Source organism: Geodermatophilus normandii (assembly GCF_003182485.1).
In the GTDB taxonomy this organism is placed as follows: Bacteria; Actinomycetota; Actinomycetes; order Mycobacteriales; family Geodermatophilaceae; genus Geodermatophilus; species Geodermatophilus normandii.
This window is the reverse complement of the sequence record NZ_QGTX01000001.1, coordinates 3,305,121-3,319,252: the sequence shown is the minus strand read 5'-3', so window position 1 is coordinate 3,319,252 and position 14,132 is coordinate 3,305,121. Positions and strand designations below refer to the sequence as shown.

The 14,132-nt window shown below is 75.3% G+C and carries 12 protein-coding genes; 9 read left to right on the top strand and 3 right to left on the bottom strand.

The genetic code is table 11. From position 1 onward, the window contains the following. The first annotated feature begins 119 nt into the window (after positions 1-119). Genes JD79_RS24550 through JD79_RS16125 form a run of 5 tightly spaced genes read left to right on the top strand, consistent with a single transcriptional unit; the run spans position 120 to position 6,494 of the window. Entirely contained in the window at positions 120-524 is a 405-nt protein-coding gene (locus JD79_RS24550) for an AtuA-related protein (protein WP_425454190.1), read from the top strand. Then, entirely contained in the window at positions 521-2,101 is a 1,581-nt protein-coding gene (locus JD79_RS16140) for an acyl-CoA carboxylase subunit beta (protein WP_110006353.1), read from the top strand. Before JD79_RS24550 ends, JD79_RS16140 begins: the two co-directional genes overlap by 4 nt. Further along, the gene (locus JD79_RS16135; RefSeq protein WP_245900148.1) at positions 2,098-4,143 is read left to right on the top strand and encodes an ATP-binding protein; all 2,046 of its coding nucleotides are present in this window, start codon (positions 2,098-2,100) and stop codon (positions 4,141-4,143) included. Before JD79_RS16140 ends, JD79_RS16135 begins: the two co-directional genes overlap by 4 nt. Continuing rightward, entirely contained in the window at positions 4,133-5,734 is a 1,602-nt protein-coding gene (locus tag JD79_RS16130; protein WP_211308006.1) for a class I adenylate-forming enzyme family protein, read from the top strand. The genes JD79_RS16135 and JD79_RS16130 overlap by 11 nt, the downstream gene beginning before the upstream one ends. Next, on the top strand, positions 5,718-6,494 hold the full coding sequence (locus JD79_RS16125) for an enoyl-CoA hydratase-related protein (protein WP_110006351.1): 777 nt from the start codon (positions 5,718-5,720) through the stop codon (positions 6,492-6,494). The genes JD79_RS16130 and JD79_RS16125 overlap by 17 nt, the downstream gene beginning before the upstream one ends. Here the strand turns inward: JD79_RS16125 and JD79_RS16120 are convergent. Next, entirely contained in the window at positions 6,491-7,132 is a 642-nt protein-coding gene (locus tag JD79_RS16120; RefSeq protein ID WP_110006350.1) for a TetR/AcrR family transcriptional regulator, read from the bottom strand. The genes JD79_RS16125 and JD79_RS16120 overlap by 4 nt on opposite strands. Before the next feature lie 115 nt (positions 7,133-7,247). Here JD79_RS16120 and JD79_RS16115 point away from each other — a divergent pair, with 115 nt between their 5' ends. The 4 genes from JD79_RS16115 to JD79_RS16100 are packed head-to-tail and all read left to right on the top strand — an operon-like array spanning position 7,248 to position 11,693. Continuing rightward, positions 7,248-8,795 (top strand): acyl-CoA synthetase, encoded by a 1,548-nt coding sequence (locus JD79_RS16115; protein ID WP_110006349.1) that lies wholly within the window; start codon positions 7,248-7,250, stop codon positions 8,793-8,795. Beyond that, positions 8,792-9,952 (top strand): acyl-CoA dehydrogenase family protein, encoded by a 1,161-nt coding sequence (locus JD79_RS16110; RefSeq protein WP_110006348.1) that lies wholly within the window; start codon positions 8,792-8,794, stop codon positions 9,950-9,952. Before JD79_RS16115 ends, JD79_RS16110 begins: the two co-directional genes overlap by 4 nt. Next, positions 9,949-10,719: an Rv1733c family protein gene (locus JD79_RS16105; RefSeq protein ID WP_425454178.1), complete on the top strand. Its 771-nt coding sequence runs from the start codon at positions 9,949-9,951 to the stop codon at positions 10,717-10,719. The genes JD79_RS16110 and JD79_RS16105 overlap by 4 nt, the downstream gene beginning before the upstream one ends. A 41-nt stretch (positions 10,720-10,760) precedes the next feature. Beyond that, the gene (locus JD79_RS16100; protein ID WP_245900147.1) at positions 10,761-11,693 is read left to right on the top strand and encodes an HNH endonuclease signature motif containing protein; all 933 of its coding nucleotides are present in this window, start codon (positions 10,761-10,763) and stop codon (positions 11,691-11,693) included. A gap of 24 nt (positions 11,694-11,717) precedes the next feature. On the opposite strand, the gene serA is transcribed toward JD79_RS16100, so the two are convergent. Continuing rightward, positions 11,718-12,926, bottom strand: coding sequence for a phosphoglycerate dehydrogenase (gene serA, locus JD79_RS16095; RefSeq protein ID WP_110006346.1), 1,209 nt, complete (start codon positions 12,924-12,926; stop codon positions 11,718-11,720). Between the two features lie 109 nt (positions 12,927-13,035). Then, entirely contained in the window at positions 13,036-14,043 is a 1,008-nt protein-coding gene (locus JD79_RS16090; RefSeq protein ID WP_110007773.1) for a site-specific integrase, read from the bottom strand. Positions 14,044-14,132: the final 89 nt, after the last annotated feature.

The following is a 14,132-nucleotide window of genomic DNA, read 5'->3' as shown; positions in this document are numbered from 1 at the left end:
CCTACGGCGTCTACTCCGCGGCCTGGGTGCCCGCCGACGACGTGCCGCAGGTGGTCGGCCTCCCCGACGGCACCACCGAGACCCTGACCCCTGCCGCTCCCCGTGCCGCTCCCCCTGCGATGGTCCCCGACGACGCCGCGGTCGCGGACCCGCCGCCCCGGGACGACGACGGCCCGACCAGACGGGCACCGCTCGGCCGGGTCGCCGGCGCGCGCAGCGGCGACAAGGGCGGCGCGGCCACCCTCGGCGTCTACGCCCGCACCGACGACGGCTACGCCTGGCTGGCCGGCTTCCTCACGCCCGACCGGCTGCGCGCGCTGCTCCCCGAGGCCGCCCCGCTGCCGGTGACCCGTGAGCTGCTGCCCGGCCTGCGGGCGCTGCTGTTCCAGCTGCCCGGGCTGCTCGGCGAGGGCGTCGCCGCGGGCACCCGGTTCGACCCCCAGGCCAAGGCCGTGGGCGAGTGGCTGCGCTCGCGCGTCGTCGACGTCCCGGTCCGCCTGCTGCCCCCGGAGGGAGACGCATGACGGTTCTCGACGAGCGGGCCGCGGGCAACCGCGCCGCCCTGCTCGAACGGCTGGCCGAGCTCGAGGAGCAGCTGCGCCTGGCCAACGCCGGCGGTGGGGACAAGGCGCTGGCCCGCCACCGCGGGCGCGGCAAGCTCACGGTGCGGGAGCGCATCGAGCTGCTCCTGGACCGCGACAGCCCGTTCCTCGAGCTCTCCCCCTACGCCGCGTGGGGCACCGACTTCCCGGTCGGGGCCAGCACGGTCACCGGCATCGGCGTCGTCGAGGGCGTCGAGGTGGTGGTCTCGGCCAACGACCCCACCGTCCGCGGCGGGACGTCGAACCCCTACACGCTGCGCAAGTCCGCCCGGGCGCACGACGTCGCGCGGGTCAACCGGCTGCCGTTCGTCAGCCTGGTGGAGTCCGGCGGCGCCGACCTGCCCACCCAGTCGGAGATCTTCATCCCCGGCGGCCGCGGCTTCCGCGACCTGACCCGGCTGTCGGCGGCCGGCATCCCGACGATCGCGCTGGTGTTCGGCAACAGCACCGCCGGCGGCGCCTACGTGCCCGGGATGAGCGACCACGTGGTGATGATCGAGAACCGCAGCAAGGTGTTCCTCGCCGGTCCGCCGCTGGTGAAGATGGCCACCGGCGAGGACGCCGACGAGGAGTCCCTCGGCGGGGCCGCGATGCACGCGCGCGTCTCCGGCAGCGCCGACCACCTCGCCGTCGACGAGGTGGATGCCATCCGGCTGGGCCGGCAGATCGTGCGGAACCTCAACTGGCGCAAGCAGGGCCCGGGCCCCTCGCGGCCGGCCGACCCGCCGCTGCACGACCCGGAGGAGCTGCTCGACCTCGCCCCGGCCGACCTGCGCCAGCCGCTGGACCCCCGCGACGTCCTCGCCCGCGTCGTCGACGGCAGCCGCTTCGACGAGCACAAGCCGCTCTACGGGACGTCGCTGGTGACCGGCTGGGCCAGCATCCACGGCTACCCGGTCGGGGTGCTGGCCAACGCCCGCGGCGTGCTGTTCCGGCAGGACGCCGAGAAGGCCGCCCAGTTCATCCAGCTGGCCAACCAGACCGACACCCCGCTGCTGTTCCTGCAGAACACGACCGGCTACATGGTCGGCACCGAGTACGAGCAGGACGGGATCATCAAGGCGGGCTCGCAGATGATCAACGCGGTGTCCAACAGCACCGTCCCGCACCTCACCGTGAACATCGGGGCCTCCTACGGCGCCGGCAACTACGGCATGTGCGGCCGCGCCTACGAGCCCCGCTTCCTGTTCACCTGGCCCAACGCCAAGAGCGCGGTGATGGGGCCGGCACAGCTGGCCGGCGTCCTCGACATCGTCGGCCGGGCCAGCGCGCGGGCCCGCGGCCGCGACTACGACGAGGAGGCCGCGGCGGCCATGCGCGCCGCCGTGGAGCAGCAGATCGAGGCCGAGTCGCTCGCGCTGTTCCTCTCCGGCCGCCTCTACGACGACGGGATCATCGACCCCCGCGACACCCGCACCGTCCTCGGGCTCGCCCTGTCGGCCATCCACAACGCCCCGGTCAGAGGCCTGCACGACGGATGGGGGGTGTTCCGGCTGTGACCCGCCCGCTCAGCTGCGTCCTGGTCGCCAACCGCGGCGAGATCGCCCGGCGCGTCGTCGTCACCGCCCGCGCCATGGGCCTGCGCACGGTCGCCGTGTACTCCGACGCCGACGCCGCGGCCCCGTTCGTGGCCGACGCCGACGTCGCGGTCCGGCTGCCGGGCAGCACGCCGGCCGACACCTACCTGCGCGCCGACCTCGTCGTCGCCGCGGCGCTGCGGTCCGGCGCGGACTGCGTGCACCCCGGCTACGGCTTCCTGTCGGAGAACGCCGACTTCGCCCGCGCCGTCGAGGCGGCCGGGCTGGTGTTCGTCGGGCCGGACCCCGGGGCCGTCGAGGCGATGGGCAGCAAGCTCGCCGCCAAGGAGCTCATGGCCCGGGCGGGAGTGCCCGTCCTGCCCAGCGTCGACGCGACCGGCCTGTCCGGCGACACCCTCGAGAAGGCCGCTTCCGAGGTCGGCTATCCGCTGCTGGTCAAGGCGTCCTTCGGCGGCGGCGGGCGCGGCATGCGCACCGTGCGCGAGCCGTCGGAGCTGGGCGAGGCGGTCGAGGGCGCGGCCCGGGAGGCGGCGTCGGCGTTCGGTGACGGCACCGTCTTCCTCGAGCGGCTGGTCGAGCGGCCCCGCCACGTCGAGGTGCAGGTCTTCGGCGACCGGTCCGGGACCACCGTGGCGCTGTTCGAGCGCGAGTGCTCGATCCAGCGGCGGCACCAGAAGGTGGTCGAGGAGGCGCCCTCCCCCGCCGTGGGGCCGGACCTGCGCGCGCGGCTGCACGAGGCGGCCGTGGCCGCGGCCCGCGCGATCGGCTACGTCGGCGCCGGCACGGTGGAGTTCCTGCTGGAGGAGTCCGGCGACTTCTGGTTCCTCGAGATGAACACCCGGCTGCAGGTCGAGCACCCGGTCACCGAGGCCGTCACCGGTCTCGACCTCGTCCGGCTGCAGTTCGACGTCGCCGCCGGCCGCCCGCTGCCCGCGGAGGCGGTCTCCCCCACGCTGTCGGGTGCCGCGATCGAGGTGCGCCTGTACGCGGAGGACCCGGCGCGCGGCTGGCTGCCGCAGTCGGGCCGGCTCGCCGAGTTCGCCATCCCCGCCGACACCGCGTTCCGCCCTCCGCCCGGCCCCGGCATCCGCGTCGACAGCGGCGTGGTCGCCGGCGGGGAGGTCGGCGTCCACTACGACCCGATGCTCGCCAAGGTGATCGCCTGGGCTCCCGACCGCGCGTCCGCGGCGCTCGCCCTGGCCGGCGCGCTCGCCCGCGCCCGCCTGCACGGCCTCACCACCAACCGCGACCTGCTGGTGCGCGTGCTGCGGCACCCGGCCTTCCTCGCCGGGGAGACCGACACCGCGTTCCTGGACCGGCACGGCCTCGACGTCCTCGCCGCGCCGCTGGTCGACGACGCCGGCCGCCGCCGGCACGCCGTCGTCGCCGCCCTCGCCGGGGCGGCCCTGCGGCGGGCGGCCGCGCCGGTCCTGGCCGGCCTGCCCTCGGGCTGGCGCAACAACCCCACCGCGCCGCAGACCACCGCCTTCGACGCCGGCACGGTGCGCTACCGCCTCGACCGCTCGGGCGTGACCGCCGACGTCGACGGCGAGCCCGTGCCGCTCACCGTGCTCGGCACCGAGGTGACCGGCCCGGGACGGGTCCGGCTCGACGTCGAGGCCGAGGGGCTGCGGAGCGCCTACAAGGTGCACGTCGACGGCGACCGCCACCACGTCGACGGCCCCGAGGGCGCGACCACGCTGGTCGAGCGGCCGCGCTTCCCCGAGCCCACCGCCGCGGTCGCGCCCGGGTCGCTCACCGCGACCATGCCCGGCGCGGTCACCCGGGTGGCCGTGGCCGAGGGTGACGAGGTCCGCGCCGGGCAACTGGTGCTGGTCCTCGAGGCCATGAAGATGGAACACCCCGTCGTGGCGCCGACGGACGGGGTGGTCACCTCCCTGCACGCCACCGTGGGCGCGCAGGTGGAGACGGGCGCGGTCCTCGCGGTCGTCAGCGAGCAGGTCCCCCACCCCGAGACCGAGGAGAACAGCCGTGCGTCCTGACCTGTCCGGGATCGACCCCCTCGAGCTGAACCTGGCCACCCGGTTCTCCGTGGGCGACATGCTCACCCGCTCCACCCGGCTGTTCGCCGGCCGCACGGCGATCGTCGACGGCGAGGAGGAGGTCAGCTACGCCCGGCTCGACGCCGCGGCGGAGGCCTTCGGCCGGGGCCTGCTCGACGCCGGCGTCGGGCACCAGGAGCCGGTGGCGTTCCTGCTCGGCAACTCCTGGCGGTTCGCCGCGAGCTTCTTCGGCTGCGCCAAGGCCGGGCTGGTCGCGCTGCCGGTCAACCTGATGCTCGCCCCCGAGGACGTCGCGTGGATCCTCGCCGACTCCGGCACCCGCATCGTCGTCGCCGACCCGGTCTTCCTGCCGCTGCTCGAGGCGGTCCTGCCGGGGCTGCCGGCCATCACCCGGGTGGTCGTCACCGGCGACGACGTCCCCGCGCAGGTCGCCGGCCGCGACGCGGTCCGCTGGGACGACGTCGCCGTCGACCCCACGCCGGTCCGGGTGCTCGTGGACGACCGCGACACCCTGCACTGCCTCTACACCTCGGGCACCACCGCGCGGCCCAAGGGCGTGCTGACCAGCCACCTCGCCGTGCACGTCGGCGTCCTGAGCAACGCGCTGCAGGTCGGGCACCGGCGCGGCGACGAGTCCTCCGTCCTGCCGATCGTGCTGCCGCTGTTCCACACCACCGCGCTGGACACCCTGCTGCTGCCGGTCCTGCTCACCGGCGGCACCGCGGTCCTGCCCCGCGGCTTCGAGCCCGAGGGGTTCCTCGAGGTCGTCGAACGGCGGCGGGCGACGCACCTGATGCTGCTGCCGATGATGTACGCCGCGCTGCTCGCCACCCCCGGCATCGCCACGCGGGACCTCTCGTCGGTGCGGCTGTGCATCTACGCGATGGCGCCCATGCCGCAGGAGCGGATCACCGCCATCGCCGCCGCGTTCCCGAACGCGCAGGTGCTGCTGGGCTCCGGCCAGACCGAGTGCGTGCCGGCGACGGTGTTCCAGTGGCCCTCGCACCAGGAGACCAAGGCCGCGTCCTGGGGCCCGTCCACGGTCACCGTCGACACCCAGGTCATGGACCCGGGCGGGAACCTCCTGCCCCCCGGCGAGACCGGCGAGATCGTCTACCGCGGCCCGCACGTGATGAGCGGCTACTGGAACAACCCGGCCGCCAACACCGCCGCCTTCGCGCACGGCTGGTTCCACAGCGGCGACGTCGGCCACCTCGACGACGAGGCCGTCGTCTGGTTCACCGACCGGGTCAAGGACATGGTCAAGACCGGCGGCGAGAACGTCTCCTCCGTCGAGGTGGAGCGGGTGCTGCTCGCCTCGCCGGAGATCGTCGAGGCCGCGGTGATCGGCGTCCCCGACGACCGCTGGGGCGAGGCCGTCACCGGCGTCGTCGTGGCCGCCGACCCGGACGCCGACCCGGCGGCGATCGCCGAGCGGCTGCTGGCCCACTGCCGGGCGCACCTGGCCGGTTTCCAGGTGCCCAAGCGGATCGAGGTCCGCACCGGCCTGCCCAAGACCGCCACCGGCAAGATCCAGAAGCACGAGCTGCGCGATGAGTTCCGGAGCTGACCGGCTGGTCACCGTCGGCCGGCGCGGGCCGGCCGCGGTGGTCACGCTGGACTCCCCGGCCAACCGCAACGCGCTGTCCCGGGCCCTGGTCGAGCAGCTGCACGCGGCGCTCACCGGGGCGATGGCCGACGACGGCGTGCGCGCGGTGGTGCTGACCGGCGCCGGCCCGGTCTTCTGCTCCGGCGCCGACCTCAAGGAGCAGCGCAGCGGTGCCGCCCCCGGCGCGGTCGGGCTGCCGGAGGTCCTGACGCTGCTGATCGAGGGCCCGAAGCCGGTGGTGGCCCGCGTCAACGGCGCCGCCCGGGCCGGCGGCCTCGGCCTGATCGCCGCCTGCGACCTCGCCGTCGGCCTCGCCGGGGCGGGCTTCGGCTTCAGTGAGGTCCGCATCGGGGTGGCGCCGGCGGTCATCGCCGTCGCCTGCCTGCGGCGGATGGACCGCCGGGCGGCGCGGGAGCTGTTCCTCACCGGCGAGACCTTCGACGGCCTCCGCGCGCAGCGAGCCGGCCTGCTCGACCGGGCGGTGGCCGACGACGAGCTCGACGCGACCGTCGACGCCCTCGTCGGGTCCCTCGGCCGGGGCGCGCCGGAGGCGCTCGCCGTCACCAAGCGGCTGCTGCGCGAGCTGCCCGGCGACGACCTGCAGGAGGACCTCCGCCGCATGGCCGCGCTCTCCGCCGAGCGGTTCGCCTCGGCCGAGGCGCGGGAGGGCATCGCCGCACTGCTGGAGAAGCGCCGCCCGTCCTGGGCGGCCGACGGCTAGCGCCCGTCGGGCCAGGCCGAGCGCGGCAGGCCGATGGCGCCGGCCCACAGCCGGGTGAGCACGTCGACGGCGGCGTCCTCGTCGAGGTCCTCCCCCGGGTCCTGCCACAGGTGGGCGAAGGACTCGACCATCGCCCCCAGGGCGCTCGCGGTGGCGCGGGGCGGCAGGGCGCCGTCGGCCAGGCCCAGCTCCTGCAGCCGCACCAGGCCCTCCATCCCGCGGCGGACGAAGGCCTCCCGGACGTCGACCCGCAGCCGCCGGAACTCCTCGCGGGTGTCGGCCAGCGAGTCGAGCACCCGCAGGATCCGGGCGTGCCGGGTGACGGCGGTGAGGTAGAGCCGGTTGGCCGCCTCGATCCGGGCGTAGGGCGCGTCGGGCGGCAGCCGGGGACCCACCGTCGTGGCGGTGAAGAGGTCCTCCACCACGACGGCGACGATCGCCCGCAGCAGCGACTCCTTGGAGTCGAACCAGGTGTAGAAGGTCCCGTGCGAGACGCCGGCCCGCTCGGCCACGGCGTCGATGCGGACGTCGGCCCAGCCACGCTCCTCGAACAGCTCCCGGCCGGCCTGCAGGAGGGCGGCCCGGGTGCGCCGTCCCCGGTCGGTGACCGGGAGCTGCTCCTGCTGCACGCCTGTCATCCCCACCTCCGTTCGCCTCGGCCCGGGCAGCCTGCCACAGGCGCGGGGTAGTTGACGCCCTCGTCAGGTCCTCGCCAGACTGCGTGACCCAGACCACAGGCGCGGGAGGACCACCATGGACAGGGGCATCGGCAGCTGGCCGGCCCGGCGGGCGTTCCTCTCGGGGGACCGCACCGCCCTGGTCGCCGGCGACCGGCGGATCACCTACACCGAGTTCGACCGCCGCACCGACCAGCTGGCCCGGTCCCTGCGCGACCTCGGCGTGCGGCAGGGCGACCGGGTCGCCGGGCTGCTGCTCAACAGCCCCGCCTTCCTCGAGACCATGTTCGCCACCGCCAAGCTGGGCGCGGTCTTCGTCCCGATGAACCTGCGGCTGGCGCCGCCGGAGGTCAGCTACCTGCTCGCCGACTCCGGCGCCGACGTCTTCGTCTGGTCCGCACCCCTGGCGCCCGTCGCCCGGGCCGCGCTCACCGGCGAGGGGATCCGCGTGCGGCACCGGGTGGTCGTCGGCGGCGAACCGCAGGACGGCGAGACGGACTTCGAGGCGCTGCTGTCGGCCGGTGAGCCGCGGGCGCTCGGCACCGACGTCGCCGGCAGCGACCTGTCCTGCCTGATGTACACCTCGGGCACCACGGGCCGCCCCAAGGGCGCGATGCTCACCCACGACAACCACCTGTGGAACGTCGTCAACGTGCTGTCCTTCGGCCGGGGGCTGCGGGAGAGCGACGTGACGGTGACCGTCGCGCCGATGTTCCACATCGGCGGGCTCGGCGTGCACACGCTGCCGCTGCTCTACCTGGGTGGCACCAACGTCGTCCTCCCCTCCTTCGACCCGGCGCAGACCCTCGCGGCGATGGCGGAGGCGCGGGCCACCGTGCAGTTCCTGGTCCCGGCGATGTGGGCCGCGCTGACGGCCGTCCCCGACTTCGACCGGCACGACCTGTCCGCGCTGGAGCTCGCCGTCACCGGGGGCGCGCCGTGCCCGCTGCCGGTGATCGAGTTCTTCCAGGGCAAGGGCCTGCCCTTCCAGGAGGGCTTCGGCATGACCGAGACCGCGCCCGCCGTCTCGATCCTCGACGCCGACCACGTCAAGGAGAAGGCCGGCTCGATCGGCCGCGCACTGATGCACGTGGAGGCGCGGATCGTCGACGACGACGACCGCGACGTCGCCACCGACGTCGTCGGCGAGCTGGTGGTGCGCGGGCCCAACGTGTTCGCCGGCTACTGGGGGCTGCCGGAGGCGACGGCGGAGGCGTTCCGCAACGGCTGGTTCCACACCGGCGACCTCGGCCGGATGGACGCCGAGGGTTTCGTCACCCTCGTCGACCGCAAGAAGGACATGATCATCTCCGGCGGCGAGAACGTGTACCCGATCGAGGTCGAGCAGGTGCTCTACCGGCACCCGGCGGTGCGCGAGGTCGCCGTCGTCGGCGTCCCCGACCCGCGCTGGGGGGAGACGCCGGTGGCCGTCGTCGCGCTGGCGGACGGCGCGCAGCCCGACGCCGACGGGCTGCTCGGCTACGCACGCGAGCGGCTGGCCCACTTCAAGTGCCCGAGCCGGGTCGAGTTCGTGCCCGAGCTGCCCCGCAACGCCACCGGCAAGGTGCTCAAGACCACGCTCCGGAAGGAGTACGGCGGGTCCGCGGAGTCCGTGCAGCGGTGACCGCCCTCGAGGTCGCCGCCGACCCCTGGACGACGCCCGAGCGGGTCGCGCTGCGGCGGCTGGCCCGCGAGTTCGTCGCCCGCGAGGTCGCGCCGCACGTGGAGGCGTGGGAGACGGCCGGCGAACTGCCGCGGGACCTGCACCGCCGAGCCGCCGCCACCGGCCTGCTCGGCGTCGCCTTCCCGGAGGAGGTCGGCGGCGGGGGTGGGGACGCGATCGACTCGGCGATCGTCACCGAGGAGGTGCTGCACGGCGGCGGCTCCACCGGCGTCGTGGCCGGCCTGTTCACGCACGGCATCGCGCTGCCGCACATCGTGGAGAACGGCTCCCCCGACCTGGTCGAGCGCTACGTGCGCCCGACGCTGGCCGGCGAGCTCATCGGCTCCCTCGGCGTCACCGAGCCCGACGCGGGATCCGACGTCGCCGGACTGCGCACCCGGGCGGTGCGCGACGGCGACGCGTACGTCGTCAACGGGGCGAAGACGTACACCACCAGCGGCGTGCGGGCCGACTTCGTGACCACCGCCGTCCGCACCGGCGGCGAGGGCCACGGCGGGATCTCGCTGCTCGTCGTCGACAAGGGCACGCCCGGGTTCACCGTCAGCCGACGGCTGGACAAGATGGGCTGGCGCTGCTCGGACACCGCCGAGCTGTCCTTCGCCGACGTCCGCGTGCCGGTCGGGAACCTGGTCGGCGCCGAGGGCAGCGGGTTCGTGCAGATCATGCAGCAGTTCCAGTCCGAGCGGCTGAGCCTGGCGGTGCAGGCCTACGCGACGGCGGCCCGCTGCCTCGACCTGTCGCTGGACTGGGTGCGGCAACGGCAGACGTTCGGGCGTCCGCTGTCCTCGCGCCAGGTCATCCGGCACAAGCTGGCCGAGATGGCCCGGGAGGTCGACGTCGCCCGCACCTACACGCGTGCGGTCATGCAGCGCTGGCTGGCCGGCGAGGACGTCGTGACCGAGGTGTCGATGGCGAAGAACACCGCGGTCGCCGCCTGCGACCTCGTCGTGGACGCGGCGGTGCAGGTGTTCGGCGGGATGGGCTACATGCGCGAGTCGGAGGTCGAGCGCCACTACCGCGACGCCCGGATCCTCGGCATCGGCGGCGGCACCACCGAGATCATGAACGAGGTGATCGCCAAGCGGCTCGGCCTGTGAGGCCGGGGCTGCGGCGGCCGGTGACCTCGGTCCCGGGACACCGCGCGCCCTCCGGAGGATCCTCGGGACACCTGTCGTCCCGAGGAGTCCCGCCATGGTCCTCCGCACCGCCTCCCCACCGAGAGCAGGCACCCACGACCGTCGGCGGGCGGCCGGCGTCCGGGCGGTGTGACCGTGGCCGCCGGGGACGCGCGGCCGGCGGGCGGGCGAGTGCGACGGGGCCTCGGCCCGGCGCCCGGACGACCGACCGGGTGGAGCTCTTCTCCTGGGTCGTGTGCGTGCTGCTGGCCGTCGCGGCCGTGCCCGCGGCCGTGGCGGTGGGCAGCGTGGTCGCCGCCGACGCCGGCACGCTGGCCTCGCACCAGGCCGCGGAGCGCCGGCAGGTCCCGGCGGTCGTCCTGGAGGACGCCGAGGTCGTGGGCGGCGGGACGTCGTCGCTGCGCGCCACCGCACCGGCGCGGTGGACGGGCCCCGACGGGTCCGACCACGAGGACGTCGTCCCGGTACCGCCGGGGACGCCTGCCGGAGGAACGGTGCTGGTGTGGACCGCTCCCGACGGGTCCCCCTCCGCCCGGCCGCTGGAGCACAGGGACGTCGTCGTCGTGACCGTCACCGCCGGGACGCTGACGCTGCTGCTGGGACTGGCCACCGCCGCCGCGGGGCACGCGGCGGTGTGCGCCCTGGTCGACCGGGCCCGCGATCGTACGTGGGAGCGCGAGTGGGACGAGGTCGAGCCGCTCTGGGCAGCCCGCTTCCGCCTGCGCTGACCGCCGGGCTCGGCTGTGACCTGCGGGAACTGTCGTACCCGGTGCGTGGGTTCGGGGTCGTGCGGGAGGTCGCCGGGTCGCTCGTGGAGCGTGCGCTGGCGGGCTGGCTGGTGGAGCAGCCCGCGCCCCTCCGGCGCGTGCCGGTGGCCCTCCTGTCGCGGGAGCAGGCCCGCAAGGCGATGGAGGCCGCCTACGAGGCGGAGCTGGTCCTGGGGCTGGTCGACGACTCCCCTGATGACGACGACCCGCCGCCGGGCACGCCTGGGGCGCGGTCGTGGAAGCCGGACCCCGAGCTGCCGGGGGTGTCGGAGTTCTTCACCGCCGAGCTGGCGGTGGTCCTCAACTGCGGGCGGCTGTCGGCCGGTCAGCGGGCGCACCGCGCCTCGACCTACCGCACCCACCTGCCCGCCACACACCTGCGCGAGCTCCTCGAACAGCTCGACGCCCTCGGGGTGCGCGCCCCGCAGGGCGGATCGGTCACGCTCGCGGTGACCGAGGAGGACGGCACGCTGCGGGCGACCAGCACGCTGGAGCAGCTCCGCCGCATCGCCCGCCGCGGCTGCCCCGACCACCCGAGCGAGGACTGCGGCTGCGCCGTGCTGGACCGGCCCGAGCCCGTCGACCGCTACGCCCCCAGCGCCGCGCAGCAGCGGTTCGTCCGCACCCGTGACCGCAGCTGCCGGCTCCCCACCTGCGGCCAGCGGGTCGGGTGGGCCGACGTCGACCCCGTCGTCCCGCACGCCTGCGGCGGGGCCACCGACTGCGCCGACCTGTGCTGCCTGTGTCGCAGCCACCACCGGATGAAGACCCTCGTCCGCGGCTGGCGGTTCCAGATGAGCCCCGACGGGGTCCTCACCGTCACCACACCCTCGGGCATCACCCGCACCACCCCGCCACCGGGCACGCGACCACCACCACCGGCACCCGATCCGCCGCCCGGCACCGCTGGACGAGACGAACCGCCGCCCTCCTGAGCGGTGTGCCCGAGCGAGGCGCGGTCAGCGGGCCCGGCCGGCGAAGGTGGTGAGGCGCACGGCCTCGGGGAGGGCCTCGAGCGCGGCCAGCAGGTCCGCGGGCAGCGGGCCGCTGACGTCGGTGACCGCGTAGCCGAGCTCGCCGCGGGTGGCCAGCACCTGGCCGTCGACGTTGAGGCCGTGCTCGCCGACCAGCGCGTCGACGCGGGCGAGCACCCCGGGCACGTTGCGGTGCAGCAGCGCGAACCGGGCCGCGGACGACCCGTGCAGCGCCACGGTGGGCAGGTTGACGCTCAGGTTCGTCGTCCCGGTGCCCGTGTAGTCGACGAGCTTGCCGGCGACGAACCGCCCGATGTCGTGCTGCGCCTCCTGCGTCGAGCCGCCGACGTGCGGCGTGAGGATGACGTTGGGCAGGCCGCGCAGCACCGACGTGAACGGGTCGCCCTGCTCGCGCGGCTCCTCCGGGAAGACGTCGACGGCGGCTCCGGCGATGTGGCCGCTCAGCACGTGCTCGCGCAGCGCCTCGTGGTCGACGACGAAGCCGCGCGAGAGGTTGAGGAACAGGCTGCGGCGGCGCATCCGCGAGAACTGCTCCGCGCCGAACAGGCCCGCGTTGCCCGCACGGCCGTCCACGTGCAGCGTCACCGTCTCCGACCGCTCGAGCAGCTCCTCGAGGCTGGCGCACGCCTGCGCGTTGCCCAGCGCGAGCTTCTCCTCGAGGTCGTAGAAGAGCACCCGCATGCCCAGCGCCTCGGCGAGCACCGACAGCTGGCTGCCGATGTTGCCGTAGCCGACGATGCCGAGCGTCCGCCCGCGGACCTCGTGGCTGCCGGACGCGGACTTGTCCCAGCTGCCGGCGTGCAGCGCGCGGTCGCGGTCCACCAGCCGCCGCGCCAGGCAGATGATCTCCGCGAGCGCCATCTCCACCACGCTGCGGGTGTTGGAGTACGGCGCGTTGAACACCGCGACCCCGGCGGACGCGGCCGTGGCGAGGTCGATCTGGTTGGTGCCGATGCAGAACGCGCCGATCGCCGCGAGGTCCGGGCGGGCGCGCAGCACCTCGGCGGTCACCTGCGTCTTGGACCGGATGCCCAGCACGTCGACGCCGTCGAGCGCGGCGGTCAGGTCGGCCTCGTCCAGCGCCCCGCGCTGCGACTCCACCTCGAAGCCGGCCGCGCCGAGCAGCTCGGCGGCCACCGGGTCGATGTTCTCCAGCAGCAGGGCTCTGGGCACGGCCTGGGACCTCCTCGGGCGCGGGGTCACCGGTGGACTCCGTCGGCACGAGTATCCCGGCGCGGCCGGGAGCGTCCGGCCGGCGGGGGGTCGGCGCGCGCGGCGGGGCTCAGAGACCGAGCGAGCCGGAGGCGGGGTCGGCCCACCGGCTGGAGGCGTCGTACGACCGGACCACGAGGGACCGCCACCGGCCGGTCCGGCTGATCTCCTTCTCCGGCACGCCCTGGGCGTAGGCCGTGGTGGCGAAGCCGCGGCGCAGCGAGTGCGGGGACAGCCCCTCGGCCGAGACGCCGGCCCGCGCGGCGGCGCGCTGCAGGACGAGGTCGACGCTGCGGGTGGTCAGGGGCGCCTCCCCCAGCCTGGGGGCGCGCCCCTTCCCCACCGACCGGAACAGCGGTCCCGCGGTGACGCCCTGCCCGGCCAGCGCGGCCAGCCACGCCCGCACGGCGCGCACGGGGCAGGTCGTCTCGCGGACCCCCTCGGCGAGGGCGAGGGTCTCCCCGGCGCCCTCCTGGTCGGTCTTGGAGAACCGGACGTGGACGTCGAGCCCGCCGTGCCCGGCCGGGACGACGTCCTCGATGCGCAGTCCGCACAGGTCCGAGGCCCGCAGGCCGAGGGCGTAGCCGACCAGGATCAGACAGCGGTCGCGCGCTCCCCCGAGGGTGTCCGGGAGGTCCTCCACCAGGGCGCGGACGGTGGCGGTGTCCACCGCGCGGGCCCGCCGCGGCCGGTACCCGCCGCGCACGGCGGTCCGGCGGATGCCGGTCAGGGTGCGCCGCACGCCCTCGTTGTCGCCCGGCGGGGCCAGCCCGGCGGTCCGGTGGGCGTCGTTCAGGGCGGACAGCCGGCGGGCGACGTAGCGCGGGCTGCGCCCCTCGTCGGCCATCGCGGCCAGCCAGGCCGCCACGGAGAGCGGGTCGGCCGGCAGGGACGCCGGCAGCGAGCGGCTGCGGCACCAGGTGGCCCAGGCGGCGAGGTCGCGCGCGTAGGCCGCGCGCGTCGAGTCGGCCAGCGACGCGTCGACGTAGGCCCCGACCGCGGTGAGGTCACCGGGCAGGAGCAGCCCCTCGTCCCTCGCTGCGGGGGCGCTCGACGACGCGGCGGGCTCCTCGGACATCACTTCGCAGAATAGGTGCTTCTCGGAAGTGAACGCCCGACGAGGGCATTCCATCCGGCAATGAATGGATGGCCGGTCCGTGCGTCCGA